Genomic DNA, 22,741 nt, shown 5'->3' with positions numbered 1-22,741 from the left:
GCTCACATCCGGCAGGCCTGGATCGCGGTGACGAGGATCGCGCGGGCGCCCGCCTCGTACAGCGCGTCCATGACCTGGTTGGTCTCGGAGACAGCGACCATCGAGCGCACGGCGGACCATCCGCTGCGGTGCAGCTCGGACACCGTGGGCGCCTCGAAGCCCGGGGTGACAGCGACCGCGCCCTCGAGCTTCTCGGTGGGGATGTCGTAGTCGATGAGCACGTACTCCCGCGCGACGAGGACGCCGCGGACGCGGCGCACGAGCACCTCGAGGGTGTGCGCGGCGTCGTCGTCCAGCGTGAGCCCGGGCCGGGAGAAGAGCACGGCCTGGCTGGTCATGATGGGGTCGCCGAAGACGGAGAGCCCCGCCTGGCGCAGGGTGGTGCCGGTCTCGACCACGTCCGCGATGACGTCGGCGACGCCCAGGCGGATCGAGCTCTCCACGGCGCCGTCGAGGTGGACCACCGTCGCCTCCACGCCGTGCTGGGCGAGGTGGTCCTCGACGAGGTTCTCGTACGAGGTCGCGATGCGCGCGCCCGCGAGTCCGCCGAGGTCGCGCTCCTCGCCCGCCTGGGCGGCGAAGCGGAAGGTGGAGTGCGCGAAGCCCAGGGGCAGGATCACCTCGGCCGCGGTGCGCGAGTCGGCGAGCATGTCCTGCCCGGTGATGCCGACGTCCACGGTCCCCGATCCCACGTAGACCGCGATGTCGCGGGGGCGCAGGAAGAAGAGCTCGACGTTGTTGGGCTCGTCGACCAGGACGAGCTCCTTGGCGGTGCCGCGGCGGCGGTAGCCCGCCTCGGAGAGCAGGGCGGCGGCGGGTTCGGACAGGGCGCCCTTGTTGGGCACGGCGATGCGGAGCACGGGATTCCCTTCGGCGGAGGGGCGGCGGGAGGACAGGGCGGTCTGCGGGACGGAGATGCGGGGCGGCCCGTCACAGATGTCGGTAGACGTCCTCGAGCGTGATGTCCTTGGCGATCATCATCACCTGGAGGTGGTAGAGGAGCTGGGAGATCTCCTCGGCGGCGGCCTCGTGCGACTCGTGCTCGCAGGCCATCCAGACCTCGGCGGCCTCCTCGACGATCTTCTTGCCGATGGCATGCACGCCGGCGTCCAGCTCGGCGACCGTGCCGGACCCCTCGGGGCGATCGGCGGCCTTCTGGGTCAGCTCGGCGTGCAGCGACTCGAAATCCTTCACGGCACCAGGGTATCGGTCGTCGGCGGTGTCGGGGCCCGCCATCTCAGCGGCGGCCGCGGCGTGCGGTCACGGCCGCCGGCGTCGGCCGACGGTGGGATCCAGATGGGCGGTCTCGACGGTCACCGCGCGGTCCTCGCGGGTCCGCACGCGCCACCAGACGAAGAACCCGGTGAGGGTGAACAGCCCGTAGAAGACGTACATGAGACCGCTCGCGTAGTAGCCGGCGGAGAACAGCAGGGGCACGCCGACCACGTCGACCGCGACCCAGATCAGCCAGAACTCGACCCAGCCCTTGGCCATGCCGAAGGTCGCCAGGAGGCTGCCCATGAAGATCCAGGCGTCGGCCCAGACCGGCTCGTAGGAGCCGAGCGCGCGGAACAGCGGCGTGAGCGCGGCGGTGCCGCCGACGAGGACCACGACGAGCAGGGCGCGCGTCCCCCATCCGGCCCATCGGGGCTCGACGGCGGTGCCCCCGCCGGTGCGCGCGGAGTGCCAGCGCCACCAGCCGTAGATGCTGGTGACGATGAACATCACCTGACGGCCGGCCTGGCCCAGGAGGTCGACGGGGTTCGGGGTGCCGAACACGCTGCCGAGGAACACGGTGAGCAGCAGCAGGTTGCCGATGATGCCGATGGGCCACGCCCAGACCTTCCGGCGCATGCCGCCGAGGGCGCTGAGGAGCCCGAACACGTTGCCCACGACCTCGCGCCAGAGCAGGAACTGCCCTCCGGCGAACTCGATCTTCGCGTTGAAGAGCCACTCGATGACTCCCATGACCACTGCCTTCCGCTCGGGGCGACGAGCGCGGGGAGCGGGGTCCGGCAGGCGGGCGCGCGCCCGGATGCGCCGGGCCGCGGCATGCAGGACGTGCGCCTCTCATCCAGGCTGTGACTGTCGGTGCCGGAGTTCCACCGGCTCCACCGTCCTGCACGGGCGGGACGGGTCGCGGACTATGACCGCCGGCTCGGATTTCCACCGACCCCGGAGCACGTCACCGTGGTGACGAGGAGACTCTAGCCCGTTCCCAGGTCACGGCGGGTTCCGGTGTGTCCCGCAGGACATCTGCGTTCACGCTGCGCGGTCGCTCCCCAGGAGCGCCCGGGGGCGGGGCCGGGCTCCTGCGCTCAGTGGCCGTGGCTGCTCGCCAGCGTGCGCAGGGCGTCGATCTCGGAGGCCGCGTCCTGCGCGCGGTAGATGGCGGAGCCGGCGACGAACACGTTGGCCCCCGCCTCGGCGCAGCGCTCGATGGTCTCGCGGTTCACTCCCCCGTCGACCTGGATCGAGACCTCCAGGTGCGCGTCGCTGATCGCCTTCCGGGCACGGCGGATCTTCGGGAGCATGGTCTCCAGGAAGCTCTGGCCGCCGAAGCCGGGCTCGACGGTCATCAGCAGGAGCATGTCGAACTCGCCGATGATGTCCAGCAGCGGCTCGACGGGCGTCGCCGGGCGCAGGGCGACCCCGGCGCGGGCGTTCTTCGCACGCAGCTCGCGGGCCAGGCGGATGGGGGCGCTCGCGGCCTCGAGGTGGAAGGTCACCGAATCGGCGCCGGCCTCGGCGTAGGCGGGGGCCTCGCGGTCGGCGTCCTCGATCATGAGGTGGGCGTCCACCGGGATCGGGCCGTGGCGGACGATCTGGGAGACCATGTCCACGCCGAAGGTGATGTTCGGGACGAAGTGGCCGTCCATGATGTCGACGTGGACGCTGTCGGCGCTGGCGATGCGATCGAGCTCCTCGCCGATGCGCATGAAGTCGGCGTTGAGAATGCTGGGGTGGATGAAGGCGGAATCGGTCGAGTAGGTCACGGGTGCGTCCTCTCCTCGGAGGTGTCTGCGGGCTCAGGGGTCTCGGGCAGGCGGCGCAGGAGTGCCAGGAACATCGCGTCGGTGCCGTGCACGTGCGGCCACAGCTGCACGCTCGGGCCCTCGCCGAGCTCCGTCCCCTCGAGCGCCTCGGGGAGCAGCCCCGCGCGGACGGCGGGGCGGGCGTCGAGCTGCTCGACGTCGTCGCGGCGACGCAGCACGTCCTTGACCACGAGCAGGGTCTCGGCGACGTGCGGCGAGCAGGTCACATAGGCGATCACTCCCCCGGGGCCGGCCGCGTCCAGGGCGCTGGCCAGCAGGTCCCGCTGCACGCGGCCCATCGAGCCGACGTCCCCCGGGCTGCGGCGCCAGCGCGACTCCGGCCGACGGCGCAGCGCTCCCATGCCGGTGCACGGCACGTCGGCCAGCACGCGCGAGAAGCGACCGGGCATCTCGGCGCCGACCTTCGTGCCGTCGCCCTCGCGGACCTCGGTCTCGGCGCCCGCCTCGACGAGCGTCGCGATCGCGCGGCGCACGAGGTCGACGCGGTGGGGCTGCAGCTCGATCGCGAGCAGATCGGCGTCGCGCTCGAGGGCGAGCCCTGCGAGCAGGGCCGTCTTGCCGCCGGGGCCCGAGCAGAGGTCGAGCCAGTGGAGGTCGGGCCCCTGAACGAGGTCGTCGGCGCCGAGGCCCAGGGCGAGTGCCATCAGCTGGGAGCCCTCGTCCTGGACGGCGGCGCGCCCCTCGGCGACGGGAGCGGCACCGCCCGGGTCGCCGCCGGGCCAGGAGGCGGCGAAGACGCTGAGGCGACCGGGCTCGGCGCCCGCGGCGGCGAGCTCCTCGGGATCGGTGAGACCGGGGCGCATGACCAGGGAGACCGAGGGCGCGGCGTTCTGCGCGGCCAGCAGGTCGTCGATCTCGGAGCGGTCCCGGCCGTGGGCGGCCAGGGCGTCGGAGAGGGCGCGCACCATCCACACGGGATGCGAGTGGGCGACGGCCAGGTGCCCGATCTCGTCCTGCTCGCGGTCCGGGGCGGCCTCGGCGACCCAGGTCGGCAGGTCCTTCTCCCCGACCCGGCGCAGCACGGCGTTGACGAAGCTCGCGGCGCCCGCGCCCACCCGGGAGCGGGCGAGGGCCACGGTCTCGGAGGTCGCGGCGTGCGGGGCGACGCTCATGTCCAGCAGCTGGTACGCGCCGAGCCGCAGCACGTCGCGCACCGCCTCCTCGACGTCGTCGAGGGGACGGTCGATGCACAGCGCGAGGATCGCGTCCAGGCGGCCCTGGGCGCGCAGGGTGCCGTAGAACAGCTCGGTCGTGAACGCGGCGTCGCGACCGTGCAGGCGGGCGCGGCGCAGCTGGTGCGGGAGGGTGAGATTCGCGTAGGCGTCGTCCTCGTGGACGGCGCGCAGGGCGTCGTAGGCGACGGTGCGGGAGCTCGTGGTGCTGCGGCGGCGCTCGGACGGGCGCTCCTGGGACCATCCGCGGCGGGGGCCTCCCCGCCCGCGGGACCCGGAGCGCTCGCGGCCCTTGGCGTCGCGCCCGGCGCCGTGGTGGCCGTCGCGCCGGTCGTCCCGGCGATCGCCGTGGTCACGCCGGTCCCGGTTGTCGGGCCGGCCCCGTCCCTGGTCCTGGTGCGGGTTCATCGGGTGCTCTCCTGCTCGTCGGCGGGACGCTCGGCGGGATCGTCAGCGGAATGGTCTGCGGCGCCGAAGGCGGCGCCCTCGGCGAGGCCCGCGCCGCGCGCCCAGTCCGCCGCGCGCATGGCGCGACGCCCGGCGGGGGCGAGCTGGGCCAGGGCGAGGGGCTCGCTGCCGGTGCCGATCAGCAGCTGCCGGCGCGTGGCGTGCAGCCGGCCGGGCGCCAGGGGCGGGGCCTCGGCGCGCAAGGGCTCGACGCTCAGCACCTTCATCCGCTCGCCCTCCCAGGTGGTCCACGCTCCGGGGTGCGGGCTCATGCCGCGGATGCGGGCGGAGACCTCGGGGGCGGGGAGACTGAGGTCGAGCTCGGCCTCGGCGGGCGTGAGCTTGGCTGCGCGGGTCGCGCCCTCCTCGCTCTGCGGGACCGGGCGGGCGGTGCCGTCGGCGAGGGCGTCGAGGGTCTCGACCAGGAGCGGAGCGCCGTCGACCGCCATCCGGTCCAGGAGGGATCCGGCGGTCTCGAAGGGGTCGATGGCGACGTCCCGGGTCGCGAGCACGGGCCCGGTGTCCATGCCCTTCTCGAGCAGGAAGGTGGTCATGCCGGTGCTCTCCTGCCCGGCGAGCACCGCGCGCTGGGCGGGGGCCGCTCCGCGCCAGGCGGGGAGCAGCGAGAAGTGCAGGTTCACCCAGCCGCGCGGGGGGATCGCGAGCGCGGCCGGAGGGACCAGGTTCCCGTAGGCGACGACGGCCGCCGCCTCGACGTCCAGGTCGCGCAGCTGCGAGAGGACGTCCTCCCCGCGCAGCGAGTCCGGGGTGAGGACGGGGACGCCCGCCTCCTCGGCGAGGACGCGGACGGGGCTCGGCCGCAGGGCCCGGCCGCGTCCCGAGGGGGCGTCGGGGCGGGTGAGCACGGCGACGACCTCGTGGGGCGAGTCGAGGAGCGCGCGGAGCGAGGGGACGGCGACCTCAGGGGTGCCGGCGAAGAGGATGCGCATGATCAGCCATTCTACGGGCGGGGGCTCAGAACACGTCGGGCGGATCGAGGCGCACGCGCAGGGAGCCGGGGACCTTGTGCGCGCTGCGGGCAGCGATGCCGGCGCGGAGGGCGTCGGCGAGCTCGCGCGAGCGCTCGACGGGGAGGCGCAGCACCGCGCGCGAGCGGATGCGGTCGTCCTCCTCGGGGACGTCGACGGGCCCGAAGACGTCCGTGCCGTCGGGCAGGGCGGTCTGGGCCAGGAAGGAGCGCACGGCGGGCCGGTCGCCGACGACCTCGGCGACCTTCGAGATCGGCGGGAGGTCCAGGGCGCGGCGGTCCTCCATGACCCGGTCGAGGAAGATGCGCGAGCGGTGGGCGACGAGATCGCGGATCGCGGGCAGGGTCGCGGTGCCGACGATCAGCACGCGCCCTCCCTCCGCCTGGGGCCGCACGAGCGCGATCGCGTTCGACCAGCGGCGCACGGCCTCGACGTCGGCGTCGTAGGCGGCACGGGCGAGCATCGCGTCGGCATCGAGCAGCAGGGCGGCCGCGAACCCTCCGGGCGGCGCGGGCTCGGCGCCCGGGGTCGCGACGACGATCGCCCCGTCGGGCACGTCGTCGTCGGGGACCGGGCCCTGGGCCCCGCCGGCGACCCGGAAGGGGGCGTCGGGGAAGGCGCGCCGCAGCTCCTCGGCGGTGCGGGCGGAGCCGATGACGAGGGCCCTCACCTGCGTGCGCGAGCACTCCGGGCAGCGGTAGGCGTCCTCGCGGCGCCCGCACACGGTGCACTGGAGGCCGCCGCCGTGCCCGCGCAGCACGAGCGGCGCGGCGCACTGGGGGCAGCGGCAGCGGGTGCCGCAGAAGGTGCAGGCGACCGCGGGGACGTAGCCGGAGCGCGGCACCTGCACGAGCACGGGACCGCGGGCCATCCCCTCGCGCAGCACGCGCATGGCCTGCTGGGGCATGCGGGAGCGGCCGCTGGGGCCCTCCCTCTCGCGCAGGTACTCGTCCATGGCCTCGATGTGCGGGCGCACCGCCGTGAGCGGCGCGGGCACGGGCGGCAGCAGGTGCAGGTAGCCGGTCTCGGCGAGGAACAGGGTCTGCGGGTCCAGGGACCGGCTGACCAGCAGCAGGGCGCAGTGCTCCTGGGCGGAGCGGGCCTGCAGGATCGTGCGCAGGTGCGGGTACGGCGCGCGGGGCTCGACGAGGAGGTCGTCGGCCGGATCGAGGCAGATCGCCAGGGCGAGGTCCGCGACGGGGGCGAAGGCGGCCGAACGGTTGCCGATCACCACCCGGGAGGCGCCGCGCAGGATCCGGCGGAAGGCGCGGTAGCGCTTCTCGGGACCGTCGGCGCTCGTGAGCACCTCATGGGCGATCCCGTGCGACTCGAGACAGCGATGCAGGCGCTGCACATCGCGCTGATCGGGCGCGATGACGAGGGACCCGGCTCCGTCCGGGAGCGACTCGATCGCCTGGGCGGTCAGCTCGTCCCAGGAGTGGGCGGGCTCCAGGACGACGGCGGCGCGGGGCACGGGACCCTGCGGGGCGCCGGCGCGGGAGACCAGCGCGGGGAGTCCCGCGTAGGCGGTGAGGAGGTCATCGGACGGAGCGGCCGACGCCTCGTCCTCCTCGTCGGTCTCCTCGGCGGGGACGGGATCCTTCGGGGGCGCGCTCGCCTCCGTGCTCTCCTTCTCCTCCGCCGCGCGATCGGCCTTCTCCGCACGGGCGTGGCGCGGCGGGATCGCGAGCCGCAGCACGTCCCCGACGCTCCCCGCGCACCTCTCGGCGACCTCCTCGCACACGCGCAGCATGTCCGGGGAGATCACCACGTCCTCGGAGACGAGGCGGGCCAGGGGCGCGAGCGGGCGGTCCGTGCTCGCCCGAGCACTGCGTGCGAGCACGATGCCGTCGTGCTCCCGCCCCGAGAAGCGGACCTTCACGCGCATGCCGGGGCCCGCCGCGTCCAGGGTCGCCGGCACCGCGTAGTCGAAGGGACGGTCCAGATGGGGCAGAACGCCGATCAGCCGCACGGAGGCGACGGGATCGTGGCCGGCGACCGCGAACCCCGCCGTGGTGCGCGGTCGCGAGGACGGCGCAGGGGCGGGATCGGCGGCAGGGGCAGGCGCCTCGAACAGACCCTCCTGCGCATCACGGGTCACGAGGGCGTCAGCGCGAGTGGACGGCCACCAGGTCGCACACGAAGATCAGCGCCTCCCCGGGCGCGATCACGGGCGGCGCGCCGCGGTCGCCGTAGGCGAGCGAGGACGGGATCTCGAGCCGGCGACGGCCGCCCACGCGCATCCCCTGCACGCCCTGGTCCCAGCCGCTGATGACCTGGCCCACGCCCAACTGGAAGCGCAGCGGCTCGCCGCGGTTCCAGGAGGCGTCGAACTCGTCACCGGTCCCGTGGGAGACGCCCACGTAGTGCACGTCCACGACGTCGCCGGCCTTCGCCTCGGGGCCCTCGCCCTCGATCTCGTCGACGATCACCAGCTCGGTGGGCGCCTCGGTGCCGGGGAACTCGATCTCGGGCTTGCTGCGGTCCATGGTGTGCTCCTGGTCGGTGGGAACGGCGGGATGGGGATGCGCCCGGGGGCGTCGGGAGAGCTGCGCGCTGTGGCGCGCGGGCTCAGGAGTTCTTCTGCGTGGGGGCCGCGTCGAGGACGTCGATGACGAACACGAGGGTCTTGCCCGCGAGCTCGCCGCCGGACTTCTCGTCGGTCCCGTACGCATCCTTCGGCGGGATCACGAGCATCACCTGGCTGCCGATGGGCAGTCCGGTGAGGTGCTCGTCCCAGCCGGTGATGACGTCGCCCTGGCCCTGGGTGAAGCCGAACGGCACCTTCCGCTCCCACGAGGAGTCGAACTGCTTGCCGTCGTCCCAGGTCCATCCGGTGTACTGCATCACCAGGTGGTCGCCCTTCCGGGTCTTGTCGCCCTCGCCCTCGATGAGCACCTCGCGGGTGGTCTTCGACGGCGGATCCCCCTCGGGCTTGCCCTCGAGGGACGGGGCGCCGTCCTTGCCGAGCTTCACGGCGGGCAGGTCGCCCGAGGGCTTCTGCTCCTTGCCCTTCGCGCGCAGCGGGGAGACCACGCGGTCGATGTCGGCCACCTGGATGAGCGAGACCATCGAGCCGCTCGCGTCCTGCTGCCAGCCGGCGAGGGCGACGCGAGAGCCCACGGTGGCCGTGACCAGGAAGTCCGCGGCCTTCTCGCCGATCTGGTCGGTGGAGACGGTGACGCTGCCGGCGGGGCCGTCCTCCCACCAGGACTGCTTGGTCTTGCCGCTGCTCGCGTCCACGTAGAGGGGGCGCCAGATGATCGTGTCGCCCTCGGCGATCTGCGCGCCCTTGCCGGCGACGATCGTGCGGGCGTCCGGCTGGTCGATGCTCAGCGGGGTCTTGAACTCGACCTTCGGCGCCTTCTTCAGGTCCTTGCTGACGGTGACGCCGTCGAGCGCGGGCGTCGCGCTGTCGGACGCGCCGCCGCCGTCCGAGGAGCCCGAGCCGTCCTGGTCGTCGGAGCAGGCGGCGAGGCCGATCGCGGCGGATGCCGCGAGGGCGGAGCTGAGCAGGGAGCGGCGAGAGATCACCAGGGGGCCTTTCGTGTCGGGGAGGCCGCGGCGGCGGCCCATGCCCTCAGAGTACGGGGTCGAGGTGGGGCCGGGCTGGAAGAGGAACGGGCCCACGGGCGGAGGGAGAACGGCGTCGACCCGCTGAGCGGGCGCGCTCCCCCGCGGGGTTCAGGCGGGTGGTGCCGCGTCCGTCGATCCGTGCGCGCGGATCTGGGCGATGAGCGCATCCACCTGCTCCGATTCGGTCTGGAACGGGTCCATGACGCTCACGGGCATCGCGCCCTGGCGCACGAGCCGCATCGTGGTCCAGTCGGCGACGTGGTCCACGTGCGCCTCCTCGGACGCGGTGACGAAGCGCCCGCGCAGGTGGGCGCGGGTCGTCGCGGGCGCTGCGGCGCGTGCGGACTCGATCGCCGTCTCGGACAGCACGGAGGGCGCCTGTCCGCGCCGGCGCAGCGAGGCCGCGAGGCCCTGCTCCGGGTCGATGTCGTGGTAGGCGAGGTCGAGGCGCTCGATGCGCGGATCGCCCAGGGCGAGCCCGTGGCGCGCGGCGACCTGGGTGAACAGTCTCTCCTTGATCGCCCAGTCCAGGGTCTGCGCGGCCCAGGAGCGGTCGCCGGTGAGGACCGCGTCCAGGGCGCGCTGCCAGGTCTCCAGGACGTCGTGCTCGTCCTCGCGGGCGAGGGGCGCGACCAGGTCGAGATAGCGCTGCTGGATCTGCAGGGCGCTCGCGGTGCGGCCGCTGGCGAGCGGCAGCGGCTCGGTGCCGGGGAGGTCGCGGGCGACGACGCGGATCGCGGAGATCGTGTCCTCGAGCTCGGGGACGTCGACCGCGCGGCCGGACTCGATGAGCCGCAGCACGAGGTCGGTGGTCGCGAAGCGCAGCCACGTGGAGACCTCGGACATGGTCGAGTCGCCCACGATCACGTGCAGACGGCGGAAGCGCGTGGGGTCCCCGTGGGGCTCGTCGCGCGTGTTGATCAGCGGCCGGGTGCGGGTCGTCGCCGAGGACACGGCCTCCCACATGTGGTCGCTGCGCCGCGAGAACACGAAGCGGGAGCCGCCGTCCTCCTCGGTGACCACGCCGCCCGCGCCGGTGACGATCTGGCGGGTGGCGAGGAAGGGCAGGAGGATCCGCGGCAGGCGGGTGAACTCGCCGCGACGGTCCACGAGGTAGTTCTCGTGGCTGCCGAAGGAATTGCCCTCGTGGTCCACGTTGTTCTTGAACAGGTGGATGCGGGCGTCCTCGCCGCGCTCGGCGAGGGCCGCGTTCGCGCGCGCCATGAGGTCGGCGAGGATCCGCTCCCCCGCCTTGTCCTGCGCCACCAGCTCCCACCAGTCGTCGCACTCGGCCGTCGCGTACTCGGGGTGCGAGCCGACGTCGAGGTACAGGCGGGCGGCATTGCGCAGGAACACGTTCGAGGAGCGGCCCTGGGCGACCACGGGCCGGAACAGCTCGCGCGCGGCCGCCTCGGGCTCGAGGGCGCGCGTGCCGTCGGCCCGCACGCACACGAGCCCGAACTCGGTCTCCAGTCCCCCGATGCGGCGCTCCATCAGCTCACTGACCGCCCTTCTGGACGAAGGAGCGCACGAACTCCTCGGAGTTCGACTCGAGAACGGAGTCGATCTCGTCCAGGAGGTCGTCCGCGCCCTGGGCGGAGGCGAAGACCTGTCCGCCGGCCAGGGTCTCGTCGTCGCTCTGCTCGTCGTCCGACGGGCCGGATCCGCTGAGGCTCTGCTGTGTCATCTCGTCTCCTCCGAGGGGATGTCCGATGGGGTGGGGGCTGGGGTCGGGACCGGGGCCGAGGGGGCGTCGGCCGCGCGCGCGAGGGCCTCGAGCACCTCGGGCAGCGGGGCCGCGGGATCGAGACCGCGGGCCTCGCACCAGGCGCGGGATCCGGCGCGCGGATCGGCGAGCCGCACGCGCGAGGTCGTCGCGGCGTCGCCGCCGGACGCCTCGCCCGCGAGGGTGATGACGTCCCATCCCGCGGACGGCACCTGCGCCTGGTGGTGGCGCACGAGGCCGCCGCGCAGATGGGCGCGGGTGGAGGCGGGCGGGGCGAGCACGGCGTCCAGCACCTCCTGCTCGCCGACGAGTGTGCGCACGCGACCGGCCGCGCGCAGCTTCGCGAAGAGGCCGCGCTCCGGGCGCAGATCGGTGAACTGGAGGTCGATCGCGCGCAGGCGCGCATCGTCCCAGGCGAGGCCGCCGCGGGCACGGTAGCTCTCGAGGAGCTGGTGCTTGGCGACCCATTCGATGCGGTCCGCGGCGCGTGCGGGGTCCGTCTCCAGCGCGTCCAGGAGGTCGCGCCACAGGTCCAGGACCTCGGCGGTCTCGCGGTCCGTGCGGTCCGCGCGCGCCGAGATCGCCTCGAGGTACGCGCGCTGGATCTGCAGCGCCGTGACCTCGTCGCCCTCGGCCGTCATCACCGCGGTGCGCAGGGCGGGGTCGTGGCTGATCGAGCGCAGCGCCTGCACCGGGTCCGCGAGCGCGATCCCGGGCAGGATCCGCTCGCCGCTCGCGTGCTCGGCCTCGAGGGCCGCGAGCACGAGGCTCGTCATGCCCATCTTCAGGAAGGTGGAGACCTCGAGCATGTTCGCGTCGCCGATGATCACGTGCAGTCGGCGATGCCGCGCGGCGTCCGCATGGGGCTCGTCGCGCGTGTTGACGATCGGACGGTCCAGCGTCGTCTCGAGGCCGACCTCCTCCTCGAAGAAGTCGGCGCGCGAGGAGATCTGGAAGCCCGGCTCGCTGCCGCGGGTGCCCAGGCCCACGCGTCCGGCGCCGACGAGGATCTGCCGGGTCGCGAAGAACGGCAGCAGCGCCTCGACCACGCGGTCGAAGGGCACCGACCTCTCCAGGAGGTAGTTCTCGTGGGTGCCGTAGGAGGCGCCCTTCCCGTCGGTGTTGTTCTTGTACAGGGCGACGTCCGGGACGTCGTCGGCGGCGCGCAGCACGTCCATGGCGCGCTGGGCGACGATCTCCCCCGCGCGGTCCCAGACCACGGCCTCGCGCGCCGTGGTCACCTCGGGAGAGGAGTACTCGGGGTGGGCGTGGTCGACGTAGAGGCGGGCGGCGTTGACCAGCACGCTGTTGCCGATCGACCGGCGTCCCGCCCAGGCGAGGACGTCGGCGTCCGATCCCTCGGGCGCGACCTCGGGCGCGGGCAGCGGCATGTCGAGGTCGATGCTGGGGAGGTGGGCGTCGTGCACCTGGTCGGTGAGCTGGCTGGGGTGCGCGGCGGCGCGGCGGATCTCGAAGCCGCGGGCGTCCTGCAGCGGCGACTCGTCGCCGTAGTCCCAGCGCACGCGCCTGCCCCGCGCGCCCTGGTCGGGGTGCAGGAGGGCGTAGGCGCCGACCACGAGATGGCTGAGCGCGATCGAGCTCGACGCCTCGCCGCTGCGTGCGCCGAGGTCCGCGTGGAGGATGCCGAACTCGGTCTCGATGCCCATCACGCGCTCGGTGACGAGGGGGCGGGCGGCTCCGGTGGGGTCGGTGGCCTCATGCATCGTGAGGCTCCTCCCCCGTCGGCCCGTCGGCCTCGGCCTGCGCGGCGGGCACGCCGCCCGCGCGCAGCGGCACGACGTGCTCGACGCGGCGGCCGCGGCGACCGGAGATGCGGGCCCAGTCATCGGGGTGCGCGCCGGAGGGCAGGTCCTCGTTCTCCGCGAACTCCTGGGCGACCGCGGCGCTGAGGTGCGCGCCGGCGATCCCGGGCACGCCCGTCTCCAGGTAGTCCTTGACGGCGTACTTCTTCGCGCGGTCCACGATGTTGCGCAGGGTCGCGCCGGAGACGAAGTCCCGGAAGTGGAGGGTCTCCGCGGTGCCGTCGGAGTACTCGAGGCGCACGAAGGCGGTGTGCTCGCCCTCGGCGTAGATCTCGGAGACCGTGAGGTCCAGCAGCGCATCGCGGCTCTCGCGCAGGGGCACGCCCGCATCGAGGTAGAGGCCGAGGATCTCGCGGGCCGCGTCCGCGTCGGGCCGGCGGATGCGGATCTTCACGTCCAGTCGGCCGGGGCGCAGGATCGCCGGGTCGATCATGTCCTCGCGGTTCGAGGCGCCGATGACGATCACGTTCTCGAGGGACTCGACGCCGTCGATCTCGGCGAGCAGCTGGGGGACGATCGTGGTCTCGACGTCGCTCGAGAGCCCCGTGCCGCGGGTGCGGAACAGGGATTCCATCTCGTCGAAGAACACGACCACGGGGTGCCCGGACTCGGCGTGCTCGCGGGCGCGCTCGAAGACCAGGCGGATCGAGCGCTCGGTCTCGCCGACGTACTTGTTCAGCAGCTCGGGGCCCTTGACGTTGAGGAAGAAGGAGCGCTGCAGGGCCTCCTGGACGCTCACCCCGCGGGCCTCGGCCGAGCGCACGGCGAGCTCGTGGGCGACGGCCTTGGCGATCATCGTCTTGCCGCAGCCGGGAGGGCCGTACAGCAGCACGCCCTTGGGCGGGCGCAGCCCGTACTCGCGGTAGAGGTCCTGCTGCAGGAAGGGCAGCTCGACGGCGTCCCGGATCGCCTCGATCTGCTCGCCGAGCCCGCCGATGCGGGAGAAGGAGGTGTCGGGCACCTGCTCGAGGACGAGGTCGGTGATCTCCGCACGATCGATGCGCTCGAGGACGAGCTGGGCGCGCAGGTCTGCGAGCACGTGGTCGCCCGCGTCCAGGGTGATCTCGGCGACGGCGCCCGAGCGTCGGAAGGCACGCAGGTCGTCGGGCCCGACCTGCACGAGCACACGGCCGTCGGCGAGGGCCTCCTCGACGACGATCACGCTGCCGGTCTCCTGGGCGTCGACCACCTCGACCACCGCGAGGCTCTCGTTCAGCCGCAGCTCCGCGCCGGGGCGGAGTGCCTCGAGGTCGATGTCGGCGCTGGTCGCCACGCGCAGACGGCGGCCGTTGTGGAGGACGTCCACGGTGGTGCCCTCGGCACGGCGCAGGAAGGTCGCGTACGAGTTCGGCGGATCGCCCACGCGCTCCAGATCGCTCTTGAGGTCGACGATCTGGGCCCGCGCGGAGCGCAGGCTCGTCACCAGACGGTCGTTCTGGGCCGCGAAGCGCTCGAGCTCCTCGGTCATCTCCTGGTAGGTCTTCATCCTCACCGGTCCCTGCCCTGGCGGATGTCCCGCAGGGCTCGCTTGATCTTGCGGGGCGCGACGCCGCGCTCCCCCAGGTCCTCGCCGCCCCACTCGGTGGTGGAGCCGCCGAAGCCCTCGTTGTCCGGATGGTTCACCTCGGCCTCGTCCTGCGAGCCCGGCGCGGGCCGACGCGTGCGCCGCAGGGCCTGGGTGCCGTGGGCGGTGCGGCGCGCAGTGAGCAGGAAGCCCGTGTGGGCGTTCATGCGGTGCTCGGGACGCACGGCGAGGCCCTCGAGGTGCCAGGGCCTCACGAAGCTCTCCCAGGCGGAGGGCTCGGTGAACTCGCCGTGGTCCCGCAGCGCCTCCGCGGTGCGCGAGAGCTGGGTGACAGTCGCGACGTAGGCGAGGTACACGCCTCCCGAGACGAGGACCTCGGCCGCGGCGTCCACGCACTCCCAGGGCGCGAGCATGTCCAGGACCACGCGGTCCGCGCTCTCCCCCTCGCGGGCCATCTGCGCGGCGACGTCCTGGAAGTCCCCGATCCGCAGGTCCCATGTCGAGGGCGCGCCGCCGAAGAAGGTCTCGACGTTCTCGCGGGCGACCTGCGCGAACTCCTCGCGGCGCTCGATCGAGCGCAGGCTCCCGTGCTCGCCGATCGCGCGCAGCAGCGCCGTGGTGAGGCCGCCCGATCCCACGCCCGCCTCGAGGACGCGGGCGCCGGGGAAGATGTCGCCCCACATGAGGATCTGCGCGGAGTCCTTGGGGTAGATGATCGCGGCGCCGCGGGGCATCGAGAGCATGTAGTCCGCGTAGAGGGGCCGCAGCGCCTGGAAGGGGTTGCCCTGCGAGTCCTCGACGATCACGCCGTCCTCCGCGCCGAGCAGATCGGCGTGGCGCAGGACGCCGCGATGGCTGTGGAACTCGCCGCCCTCGCGCAGGGTGATCGTGTGCAGACGGTTCTTGGAGTCGGCCAGCTGGACCTTGTCGCCGAGGACGAAGGGCCCCGTGCGGTCCAGTCCCGGCCGCTCCGCCCGCGGGGCGGGCTGGGGCGACTGCGGCTGCGGGGTGCTCTGCGGAGTCTCCTGCGGAGCCCCGTGCAGGGGGGTCTCATCGGCGGCTGAGGTCATGCACACCAGTCTAGGCGTCAGCCCTGCTGGAGGGCGCGATCGATCATCGCCGTGGTGACGACGCCGACGATCTCCCCGCTGTCCCCGATCACGAGGTGCACGGCGCGGCGCTGGGTCTGCACCGCCTCCACGAGGTCCTCTCCCGAGAGGTCCTCGGAGAGTCGCCCGGGGGCGCCGAGCCAGGTGGTCACCGCGCCCGTCGGGACGGCAGGGCGCTGGGGCTCGGGCACGGAGGCGAGGGCCTGCTCGTCGAGGACGCCGACGCCGTGCGACGGGTCCAGCACGAGAAGGTGCGGTGCCCCGCGGTCGGTGGCGTCCGCGGGCTGCGCGGCCGCGGAAGGATCCTCGGCCCCGGAGGGCAGCGAGGTGAGCGGTGCGTCGGCCCGCACGAGGGGGATGCGGACCATGAGGTCTCCTGCGCGCAGCGCGAGCACGCGCTCGCGCAGACCCGCCTCGCGCAGGGCGTCGCCGGCGCCGCGCCAGAGCATCATCCCGATCATCACGCCCCACAGCACGAGGATCAGGCTCGTGCTGCCGGGGAACCGGAGCGCGGCGAGCAGCGGGCCGGCGACGACCATGATCGCGATCACCCGTCCGATCCAGGCGGTGATGCGGGTGGCCGTGCGGGGGCTGGGCAGGAGCGCGCCGAGCAGGGACTCGAGCGCCCGGCCGCCGTCCATCGGCAGCCCGGGCAGCACGTTGAACACCGCGAGCGCCCAGTTCAGGCTCGAGATCATCGTGAGCAGGTGGGAGCTGCCGGCACCGGGGGCCGCGCGCTCGGCCAGCGCCGCCGCGACGGCGATGACGAGGTTCACGGCGGGACCGGCGAGGGAGATCAGGACCGAGGGCAGGGATCCCACCCGTCGGGCCCGGTAGGTGGTGTGGCCTCCCCACAGGGTGAGAGCGATGTGGTCGACGTGCGCGCCGGAGGCGCGCGCGACGAGGGCATGGCCGATCTCGTGCAGGGCCACGGAGACGACGAGCGAGACGCCGACGGCGAGGGAGAGCACCAGCACCCCGGCCGAGGTGATGCCGGGGATGATGCGGAAGCCCGGGGCGACGAGCAGGGTGATCACGGCGACCATCACCAGGGTCGCGCCGGAGATCCGGATCGGCGGCAGTCCGGGCAGGCGCAGGCTGGGCGCGGGCATCGATCCTCCGGCGTGGTCGCAGGCGGGCGGCGGACGGACCGCGCGGGCGGACGGCATCCGGGTGGCGTCGCAGGTGACGGCCACGTCACCGCACCCTACGCGGGCGACCTGGAGGGTCCTAGACTGCGGGGATGACCCGCATCGCGATCTGTGCCTTCAGCGGCTGGAACGACGCCGGCGAAGCGGCGACCGGGGCCATCGAGCACCTGCTGTCGGCCTGGCCCTCCCGCACCATCGCCCGGATCCCGGCCGAGGAGTACGTCGACTTCCAGGTGCACCGCCCCGAGCTGCGTCTGGACGCCGACGGCCGCAAGGTCATCGACTGGCCGGACACCCGGATCGAGCTGGTGACCCCTCCCCGCGGACCCGAGCTGCTGCTCGTCCACGGGGCCGAGCCGTCCCTGCGCTGGGGCGCGTTCTGCCGTCAGGTCCTCGACCGCCTGCTGGGGGCCGACGCCACCCGGCTGATCTCCCTGGGCGCGCTCCTGGCCGACGCCCCGCACACGCGGCCGCTCCCGGTGAGCGACCAGATCGAGCCGGGCACCGCCGAGCAGGCCGACGCCGAGTCGTACGAGGGGCCGATCGGCATCCCCACCGTGCTCGCGCGCGCGGCCGTGAGCCTGGGCGTGCGGACCTCGAGCATCTGGGTGCAGGTCCCCCATTACGTCTCGCAGAACGCCTCGCCCAAGGCCGTGCTCGCCCTGGTGCGAGCGCTCCAGGACCATGTCAGCGCGCCGCTGCCGATGCAGGAGCTCGAGGAGGACGCCGAGGCCTGGGAGCGCGGGGTCGAGGAGCTCTCGCGCAACGACCCGGACATCTCCGAGTACGTCGCGCGGCTCGAGGAGGCGCAGGACGCCGAGGACCTCCCGGAGGCCTCGGGCGATGCGATCGCCAAGGAGTTCGAGCGCTTCCTGCGCCGCCGCGAGGGCGAGGACTGAGGGCCCAGCGAGCACCCGGAGGAGCGGAGCCCCGGAGGATCGACCGGGGAGGCTCCTTCCGAGACCGCGGCGGCGGTCAGTCCAGGACGATCCCGAACAGCGCGTCGAGCGCCGCGGGGACGTCGGACGGCTGCTCGGAAGCCCGATCGCCCTCGTCCGCCGAGCGCGCCGGGGCGGCCTCGGCGTCCTCGGCCGGCGCGGCCAGGCGGGCGTCGAGGGGGCGGCCGGCGGCCCAGTCGTCGAGCACCGCGAGCGCGGTCGGGGTGTCGAGGTCCTCCCGCAGGGCGTGGCGCAGCGCGGCGACGATCTCCGTGCGGGGCGACTCGGCCTCCCCGTCGGCCGCGGATCCGCTGCGCTCGGCGTCGCGGGCGGCGGCGGCGCGGTAGGCCGCCAGTCGCTCCTCGGCCGCGGCCAGCTCGGCGTCGGTCCACTCCCAGTCGGAGCGGTAGTGGTGGGCCATGAGGACCAGGCGGATCGCCATCGGATCCGTTCCCGCCTCGACGAGCTTGGAGACGAAGACGAGGTTGCCCAGCGACTTGCTCATCTTCTCGCCCTCATAGGCGACCATCCCGGTGTGCGGGTAGACGCCAGCGAAGGGGCGGCCGAGCGCCGTGGCGTGCGCGGCGCACATGTCGTGATGGGGGAAGACGAGATCGCGCCCTCCGGTCTGCACGTCGACGGGCAGGCCCAGGGCGTCGCGGGAGATGCACACGCACTCCACGTGCCAGCCCGGGCGGCCGCGACCCAGCTCGCCGGCGTCCCAGGCGGGCTCGCCCTCGCGCTCCGCGCGCCACAGCAGAGGGTCGAAGATGCCGCGCTTGCCGGGCCGCTCGGGGTCTCCCCCGCGGTCGGCGAAGACCTCGAGCATCTGCTCCTCGCTCCACCCGCAGACCGCGCCGAGGGAGCCGTCCATCGCCAGATCGAGGTACCAGTCCTCGCCCGCGGCGTCGGGAGTGGGGACCTGGTAGGCGCGGCCCGCGCGCCGGATCTCGTCGACGAGGCCGATGATCCCGTCCATCGACTCGCTCACCGAGCGGTACGTCTGCGGGGCGAGGATGCGCAGGTGCGCCATGTCCTCGCGGAACAGGTCGGTCTCCCGCTGGGCGAGGTCGCGCCAGTCGATGCCGTCGCGGTCGGCGCGCTCGAGCAGCGGGTCGTCGACGTCGGTGACGTTCTGGGCGAGCTCGACCTCGAGGCCCTGGTCGAGGAAGGCGCGGCGCATGAGGTCGGCCGCATGGTAGGTCGCGGCGTGGCCCAGGTGGGTCGCGTCGTACGGGGTGATGCCGCAGACGTACAGGCGCGCGCGCCCCGGGGTCAGCACGGGCACGGGCTCGATGCGACCGGTGCGGGAGTCGTGCAGCCGCGGCGGGAGCCCGGAAGCGGGAAGCGGGCTGATCAGGGGCGAGTTCCAGGAGCGCACCCGATGATCATACGGACCCCGTCCCCCGGCCCGGCGGGGCGGGAGGGATGGACCACACGGCGCGTCCGCGGCCCGGGCCGCCGACGGCGGGAGCCGCCGTGCGTCAGGCGGTCGAGCCCGCGAGCGGGTCGAGCACGCCCGTGGTCAGCAGCACCAGCAGCAGCGCGCCGGCGGCGATGCGGTAGGCCACGAAGGGCAGGTAGGAGCGGTTCTCGATGAGCTTCATGAACCAGACGATGACCGCGTAGCCGATGCCGAAGGCGACCACGGTCGCGATGATGATCGCGAGCAGCGAGGGCTGTCCCGCGGCGGCCGCCGCGGCGCGGCCGTCGGCGCTCAGCAGCGGCGGCACCTCCTTGGCCGCCTTGTAGAGGCCCGAGGCGAAGACCGCGGGGACCGCGAGCAGGAAGGCGTAGCGCGCGGAGGCCTTGCGGGTGTAGCCCATGGCGAGGCCCGCGGTGATGGTGCCGCCCGAGCGGGAGACGCCGGGGATCAGCGCGAGGGCCTGGGCGAGGCCGAACAGGATGCCGTCCCTCCAGCTGAGCTCGGTGAGCTGCTTGCGCTGGGGCCCGAGGCGGTCCGCGGCGGCGAGGAGCACGCCGAACAGGATGAGCATCGCGGCGGTGATGTACAGGTTCCGCAGACCGCTGTCGATCTGCTCCTCGAAGGCCAGGCCGAGCACGCCGATCGGGATCGAGCCGATGATCACCAGCCACCCCATGCGCACGTCGGGGTCCGACTGCGGGACCCTGCCGACCAGCGCCCGGAACCAGCGGCCGATGATCCGCGTGATGTCCTTCCAGAAGTACAGCAGGACGGCGGTCTCGGTGCCCAGCTGCACGATCGCGGTGAAGGCCGCGCCGGGATCCTGGCCGGGCATGAGCAGCTCGCCGACCACGCGCAGATGCGCGCTCGAGGAGACGGGCAGGAACTCGGTGAGCCCCTGGACGATGCCGAGGATGATCGCATCGAGGATGGACACGCGTTCTCCTGCAGTGCTCGGGGACGGAGGCCGGGCGCTCAGCGCCCCGCACACAGTACGCGGCGCCCGCCTGTGGGGCGGGCGCCGCGCGCCGTGGGTGGCGAAGGAGTAGGGAACGTCTCCCCGTCAGCCGGTCGGGAAGGTGCTCTCAGCGCTCCAGGTCCTGGGCGCCGTCGAACTCGCCCTCACCGTCGGGACCCTCCTCGTCGTCCTCGTCGTCCTCGAAGCCGTCGTCGTCCAGATCGTCGTCATCGAGGTCGTCGTAGTCGTCGTCGTCCTCGTAGTCGTCGTCCTCGTCGTCCCCGTCGAAGACGATGAGCGGCGTCGCCACGTCGTAGGCGTCGAACAGGGCATCGTCGTACGCGTCGAAGGCCGTGGTCAGGCCCTCCGTTGCCGCCTCGAGGGCGGGGTCGTCGTCGCCGCGCGAGGAGGCGGCGGCCTCGTAGTGTCGTTCCAGAGCGGCGATGAGTGCGGCGAGGGCCGAACGCGGGTCCGTGTTCATGGTTGGACCGTACCCCGTCGCCGGGCAGAATGGACAGTCCCCGTCGACACCGGACGGCGCCCGGACGCGACCCGCGCCCTGCCGCTCGGCGCCGCGCCGATCCGCTCCTGTGAGGAGAGTGCTCGTGCCCCGTCCGCAGGGTCCCCCGCCGTTCCGCCGCCTGCCCGTGCCCTCCCCGCTCGGGGGCCGCGATCTCCCCGTCGAGAAGGGCCGCTCCCCCGAGGACTACGAGTTCCAGGTCCTCGCCGTCCCGCGGGGGACTTCGATCCGCAGCGTGCGCACTGCGCTCGCGGCAGAGTCCGAGTACGGACGCTGGGACCTCGTGCGCACGCGGCACTACTACGGCGGCGAGAAGCGGGTGTGGATGCGACGCCGGATCATCCGCGTCTCCTCGACGCTCCCCGCCCCCGTGCGCTGACCCGCCGCGCAGGGCCGACGGTCCTCCCCAGGGGGCGTCGTCCACAGCGCGGCGACGAGTCGGTGCCCGCGCGCCGCGCATCTGCTGGAATGAGCGCGTGAGCCCCGTCCCCGAGATCCTCCTGGTCCCGCTGCTCGCGGTGTACCTCCCCCACGCCGTCGTGCTCAGCGCGATCGACGGCGCCCAGCATCGCCTGCCCAACCGCTGGGTCGCCTCGCTCACGGTCCTGCTCGCGCTCGTCCTGGGCGTGCTCGCGCTTCTCGAGCCTGCGCTGCGTCCCCGGCTCGGCGCGGCCGCGGTCCTCGCCCTCGTGGTGGCCGCGGCGGGGATCGGGATCGCCCTGCTCGCGCCGCAGCTGATCGGCATGGGGGATGCGAAGACGGCGCCGGCCGTCGTGCTCATGAGCACGGCGCTGGGACCCGAGGTGCTCATCGCGGGCGCGCTCGGCACCGCCCTGCTGGGCGGGATCATCGGGGTCGCGGTGATGATCGCGACCGGCTCGGGCGGATCGCGCTTCGCCTTCGGCCCGGTGCTGCTCGCGGGTCCCTTCCTGGGGCTCCTGGGCGCGCCGCTCGTGCGGTCCGCGCTCGGGATGTGAGCCGCCGGCGAGGGTCAGGGTCAGGCGCCGCCGGGATACCCCTGCTGTCGCCACGCCTCGTAGACCGCGATCGACGCGGCGGCCGCGAGGTTGAGCGAGCGCCGGGCGGGGAGCATGGGGATGCGCACCTGGGCGGTGATGCGCGGATGGGCCAGGACCTCCTCGGGCAGGCCCGTCGGCTCCGCACCGAACAGCAGCACGTCCTCGTCCCGATACTCGACGTCCGCGAAGGAGTGCTCGGTGTGCGAGGTGAAGGCGAAGACGCGCGACTCCGGGAGCGCCGCGAGGGCCTCCTCGATGTCCGGGTGCACCGTCGTCGTGGCGAGATCGTGGTAATCGAGTCCCGCGCGACGCAGCTTGGAGTCCTCGAGGGCGAAGCCGAGGGGCTCGATGAGGTGCAGAGGCGCGCCGGTGACCGCGGAGAGCCGGATCGCGCTGCCCGTGTTGCCCGCGATGCGCGGCTCGTGGAAGAAGACATGGACCATGGGCAGAATCCTTCCACCCCTGCGGACCCGTCACCGACACGCGGCCGTGGCGCGCCGCGCGGTCCCCCACACATGGACTTCCCAGTAAAGGATGAGTAAAGTTCTGTCCTGGTGGCGATGCCCGGCGTCCACCGCAGCGCCCCGGAGAGGGGCCGGCGGACAGCGGGCACACCGAGGACCCACATGGAGGTGGATATGTCCGCGATCGCGACGACCCACGAGGGCTCGTTCCGACCCGTCGCCCCTGCCCCCGCTGAGCACGATGTGCTCGACGCAGGCGCTCTGCTGCCCGAGGAGTCGACCATCGAGGCCCCTGAGGTCGCCGCGGTCCCCGAGATCCCCTCCCCGATCGTCGCCCGGCCGCGCCCCGCGCGGGCCGACGAGCTGCTGCGCCGCTGCGCGTCCCTCGCGGCTCGTGCGCGCGTCGACGCGATCACGGATCTCGAGGCGACGAGCCTGCACGAGCTGCGAGCGGTGCTGGCCGAGATCCATGTCGCCGTCGAGTCGGGCGAGGCTCCTCCGCGCGCGCCGCTGCCCTGCCTGGCTGCGGCGGCGCTCGAGGACCTCCGCCACCAGCTCGACCAGCAGCGCGAGGACCCGTCGGCGGCGAGGGCGCTCGACGAGATCGACCGCGTGCTCAGCCTTCTCGAGGGCATCCGCGCTGCCGCCGAGTGACTCTGTTCACGAACGGGCCGGATGGGCGTATGCGGAGGTGGCACGGCCCTTTCTCCGTGCTAGAGTCTCCATGTCGCCGACACGGTGACCACCTGTCCGGGTGGCGGAATTGGTAGACGCGCTAGCTTGAGGTGCTAGTGGCCGTATTAGGTCGTGGGGGTTCAAGTCCCCCCTCGGACACCCGCTCG

The 22,741-nt window shown here is 73.6% G+C and carries 23 protein-coding genes, 1 tRNA gene and 1 riboswitch; of the genes, 5 read left to right on the top strand and 19 right to left on the bottom strand.

Annotated features, from left to right (window positions below; all coding sequences use genetic code 11):
* Nucleotides 1-2: 2 nt before the first annotated feature.
* From hisG to M4486_RS05415, 15 genes are all read right to left on the bottom strand, one after another.
* Nucleotides 3-860, bottom strand: a complete 858-nt coding sequence (gene hisG / locus M4486_RS05485; RefSeq protein ID WP_249480166.1) for an ATP phosphoribosyltransferase — start codon at nt 858-860, stop codon at nt 3-5.
* A gap of 70 nt (nt 861-930) precedes the next feature.
* Nucleotides 931-1,194 carry a phosphoribosyl-ATP diphosphatase gene (locus tag M4486_RS05480; RefSeq protein ID WP_152352942.1) on the bottom strand — a complete coding sequence of 88 codons (264 nt, stop codon included), beginning with the start codon at nt 1,192-1,194 and terminating at the stop codon, nt 931-933.
* A 66-nt stretch (nt 1,195-1,260) separates the two neighbouring features.
* Entirely contained in the window at nt 1,261-1,968 is a 708-nt protein-coding gene (gene pnuC, locus M4486_RS05475; protein ID WP_249480165.1) for a nicotinamide riboside transporter PnuC, read from the bottom strand.
* 90 nt (nt 1,969-2,058) lie between these two features.
* Nucleotides 2,059-2,187: riboswitch (FMN riboswitch) on the bottom strand.
* 131 nt (nt 2,188-2,318) lie between these two features.
* Entirely contained in the window at nt 2,319-2,996 is a 678-nt protein-coding gene (rpe, locus tag M4486_RS05470) for a ribulose-phosphate 3-epimerase (protein ID WP_283257960.1), read from the bottom strand.
* On the bottom strand, nt 2,993-4,636 hold the full coding sequence (locus tag M4486_RS05465) for an RsmB/NOP family class I SAM-dependent RNA methyltransferase (RefSeq protein ID WP_249480164.1): 1,644 nt from the start codon (nt 4,634-4,636) through the stop codon (nt 2,993-2,995). Before M4486_RS05465 ends, rpe begins: the two co-directional genes overlap by 4 nt.
* The gene (fmt, locus tag M4486_RS05460; RefSeq protein WP_249480163.1) at nt 4,633-5,625 is read right to left on the bottom strand and encodes a methionyl-tRNA formyltransferase; all 993 of its coding nucleotides are present in this window, start codon (nt 5,623-5,625) and stop codon (nt 4,633-4,635) included. Before fmt ends, M4486_RS05465 begins: the two co-directional genes overlap by 4 nt.
* Before the next feature lie 25 nt (nt 5,626-5,650).
* Nucleotides 5,651-7,765 carry a primosomal protein N' family DNA-binding protein gene (locus tag M4486_RS05455; protein WP_249480162.1) on the bottom strand — a complete coding sequence of 705 codons (2,115 nt, stop codon included), beginning with the start codon at nt 7,763-7,765 and terminating at the stop codon, nt 5,651-5,653.
* Between the two features lie 7 nt (nt 7,766-7,772).
* Complete coding sequence (locus M4486_RS05450; RefSeq protein ID WP_249480161.1) at nt 7,773-8,153, bottom strand: FKBP-type peptidyl-prolyl cis-trans isomerase; 381 nt, start codon at nt 8,151-8,153, stop codon at nt 7,773-7,775.
* 82 nt (nt 8,154-8,235) lie between these two features.
* On the bottom strand, nt 8,236-9,240 hold the full coding sequence (locus M4486_RS05445; protein WP_249480160.1) for an FKBP-type peptidyl-prolyl cis-trans isomerase: 1,005 nt from the start codon (nt 9,238-9,240) through the stop codon (nt 8,236-8,238).
* 108 nt (nt 9,241-9,348) lie between these two features.
* The gene (gene pafA, locus M4486_RS05440) at nt 9,349-10,734 is read right to left on the bottom strand and encodes a Pup--protein ligase (protein ID WP_249480159.1); all 1,386 of its coding nucleotides are present in this window, start codon (nt 10,732-10,734) and stop codon (nt 9,349-9,351) included.
* 4 nt (nt 10,735-10,738) lie between these two features.
* Nucleotides 10,739-10,927, bottom strand: coding sequence for a ubiquitin-like protein Pup (locus M4486_RS05435; protein ID WP_249480158.1), 189 nt, complete (start codon nt 10,925-10,927; stop codon nt 10,739-10,741).
* Nucleotides 10,924-12,690, bottom strand: a complete 1,767-nt coding sequence (dop, locus tag M4486_RS05430; RefSeq protein ID WP_249480157.1) for a depupylase/deamidase Dop — start codon at nt 12,688-12,690, stop codon at nt 10,924-10,926. The genes M4486_RS05435 and dop overlap by 4 nt, the downstream gene beginning before the upstream one ends.
* A complete protein-coding gene (gene arc / locus M4486_RS05425) occupies nt 12,683-14,275 on the bottom strand; it encodes a proteasome ATPase (RefSeq protein ID WP_249480156.1) in 1,593 nt (530 codons plus the stop codon). Before arc ends, dop begins: the two co-directional genes overlap by 8 nt.
* Nucleotides 14,276-14,277: 2 nt before the next feature.
* Nucleotides 14,278-15,384 (bottom strand): tRNA (adenine-N1)-methyltransferase, encoded by a 1,107-nt coding sequence (locus M4486_RS05420; RefSeq protein WP_249480155.1) that lies wholly within the window; start codon nt 15,382-15,384, stop codon nt 14,278-14,280.
* A 17-nt stretch (nt 15,385-15,401) separates the two neighbouring features.
* Complete coding sequence (locus M4486_RS05415) at nt 15,402-16,535, bottom strand: site-2 protease family protein (protein WP_249480154.1); 1,134 nt, start codon at nt 16,533-16,535, stop codon at nt 15,402-15,404.
* A gap of 131 nt (nt 16,536-16,666) precedes the next feature.
* Here M4486_RS05415 and M4486_RS05410 point away from each other — a divergent pair, with 131 nt between their 5' ends.
* Nucleotides 16,667-17,473: a PAC2 family protein gene (locus M4486_RS05410; protein WP_249480153.1), complete on the top strand. Its 807-nt coding sequence runs from the start codon at nt 16,667-16,669 to the stop codon at nt 17,471-17,473.
* 76 nt (nt 17,474-17,549) lie between these two features.
* On the opposite strand, the gene mshC is transcribed toward M4486_RS05410, so the two are convergent.
* The 3 genes from mshC to M4486_RS05395 form a co-directional block, all read right to left on the bottom strand.
* Entirely contained in the window at nt 17,550-18,893 is a 1,344-nt protein-coding gene (gene mshC, locus M4486_RS05405; protein ID WP_249480152.1) for a cysteine--1-D-myo-inosityl 2-amino-2-deoxy-alpha-D-glucopyranoside ligase, read from the bottom strand.
* A gap of 103 nt (nt 18,894-18,996) precedes the next feature.
* Entirely contained in the window at nt 18,997-19,875 is an 879-nt protein-coding gene (locus M4486_RS05400; RefSeq protein WP_152352927.1) for an undecaprenyl-diphosphate phosphatase, read from the bottom strand.
* 148 nt (nt 19,876-20,023) lie between these two features.
* The gene (locus tag M4486_RS05395) at nt 20,024-20,377 is read right to left on the bottom strand and encodes a DNA primase (RefSeq protein ID WP_249480151.1); all 354 of its coding nucleotides are present in this window, start codon (nt 20,375-20,377) and stop codon (nt 20,024-20,026) included.
* Nucleotides 20,378-20,501: 124 nt separating this feature from the next.
* Between M4486_RS05395 and M4486_RS05390 the strand changes: the two genes are divergently transcribed.
* Complete coding sequence (locus M4486_RS05390; protein WP_249480150.1) at nt 20,502-20,795, top strand: DUF5703 family protein; 294 nt, start codon at nt 20,502-20,504, stop codon at nt 20,793-20,795.
* 97 nt (nt 20,796-20,892) lie between these two features.
* Nucleotides 20,893-21,393, top strand: coding sequence for a prepilin peptidase (locus tag M4486_RS05385; protein WP_249480149.1), 501 nt, complete (start codon nt 20,893-20,895; stop codon nt 21,391-21,393).
* Between the two features lie 20 nt (nt 21,394-21,413).
* Here the strand turns inward: M4486_RS05385 and M4486_RS05380 are convergent, their stop codons facing one another.
* Nucleotides 21,414-21,878: a tRNA (cytidine(34)-2'-O)-methyltransferase gene (locus tag M4486_RS05380; RefSeq protein WP_249480148.1), complete on the bottom strand. Its 465-nt coding sequence runs from the start codon at nt 21,876-21,878 to the stop codon at nt 21,414-21,416.
* Nucleotides 21,879-22,073: 195 nt separating this feature from the next.
* Here M4486_RS05380 and M4486_RS05375 point away from each other — a divergent pair, with 195 nt between their 5' ends.
* Together M4486_RS05375 and M4486_RS05370 are read left to right on the top strand one after the other, a co-directional pair.
* Nucleotides 22,074-22,553: a hypothetical protein gene (locus tag M4486_RS05375; protein ID WP_249480147.1), complete on the top strand. Its 480-nt coding sequence runs from the start codon at nt 22,074-22,076 to the stop codon at nt 22,551-22,553.
* 94 nt (nt 22,554-22,647) lie between these two features.
* Nucleotides 22,648-22,733, top strand: a tRNA-Leu gene (locus M4486_RS05370).
* The last annotated feature ends 8 nt before the right edge of the window (nt 22,734-22,741 follow it).

It is taken from the genome of Brachybacterium kimchii, assembly GCF_023373525.1.
Taxonomy (GTDB): Bacteria; Actinomycetota; Actinomycetes; order Actinomycetales; family Dermabacteraceae; genus Brachybacterium; species Brachybacterium kimchii.
The sequence above is the reverse complement of the archived record's forward strand: the minus strand, read 5'-3'. Positions and strand labels throughout refer to the sequence as shown.

Bases quoted from the DNA above. Each gene is read 5' to 3' on its own strand.
- pnuC (WP_249480165.1), bottom strand. From the start codon at position 1,968: ATGGGAGTCATCGAGTGGCTCTTCAACGCGAAGATCGAGTTCGCCGGA.
- M4486_RS05465 (WP_249480164.1), bottom strand. From the start codon at position 4,636: ATGAACCCGCACCAGGACCAGGGACGGGGCCGGCCCGACAACCGGGAC.
- fmt (WP_249480163.1), bottom strand. From the start codon at position 5,625: ATGCGCATCCTCTTCGCCGGCACCCCTGAGGTCGCCGTCCCCTCGCTC.
- M4486_RS05450 (WP_249480161.1), bottom strand. From the start codon at position 8,153: ATGGACCGCAGCAAGCCCGAGATCGAGTTCCCCGGCACCGAGGCGCCC.
- M4486_RS05445 (WP_249480160.1), bottom strand. From the start codon at position 9,240: ATGGGCCGCCGCCGCGGCCTCCCCGACACGAAAGGCCCCCTGGTGATC.
- pafA (WP_249480159.1), bottom strand. From the start codon at position 10,734: ATGGAGCGCCGCATCGGGGGACTGGAGACCGAGTTCGGGCTCGTGTGC.
- M4486_RS05435 (WP_249480158.1), bottom strand. From the start codon at position 10,927: ATGACACAGCAGAGCCTCAGCGGATCCGGCCCGTCGGACGACGAGCAG.
- dop (WP_249480157.1), bottom strand. From the start codon at position 12,690: ATGCATGAGGCCACCGACCCCACCGGAGCCGCCCGCCCCCTCGTCACC.
- arc (WP_249480156.1), bottom strand. From the start codon at position 14,275: ATGAAGACCTACCAGGAGATGACCGAGGAGCTCGAGCGCTTCGCGGCC.
- M4486_RS05420 (WP_249480155.1), bottom strand. From the start codon at position 15,384: ATGACCTCAGCCGCCGATGAGACCCCCCTGCACGGGGCTCCGCAGGAG.
- M4486_RS05415 (WP_249480154.1), bottom strand. From the start codon at position 16,535: ATGCCCGCGCCCAGCCTGCGCCTGCCCGGACTGCCGCCGATCCGGATC.
- M4486_RS05410 (WP_249480153.1), top strand. From the start codon at position 16,667: ATGACCCGCATCGCGATCTGTGCCTTCAGCGGCTGGAACGACGCCGGC.
- M4486_RS05395 (WP_249480151.1), bottom strand. From the start codon at position 20,377: ATGAACACGGACCCGCGTTCGGCCCTCGCCGCACTCATCGCCGCTCTG.
- M4486_RS05380 (WP_249480148.1), bottom strand. From the start codon at position 21,878: ATGGTCCATGTCTTCTTCCACGAGCCGCGCATCGCGGGCAACACGGGC.
- M4486_RS05375 (WP_249480147.1), top strand. From the start codon at position 22,074: ATGTCCGCGATCGCGACGACCCACGAGGGCTCGTTCCGACCCGTCGCC.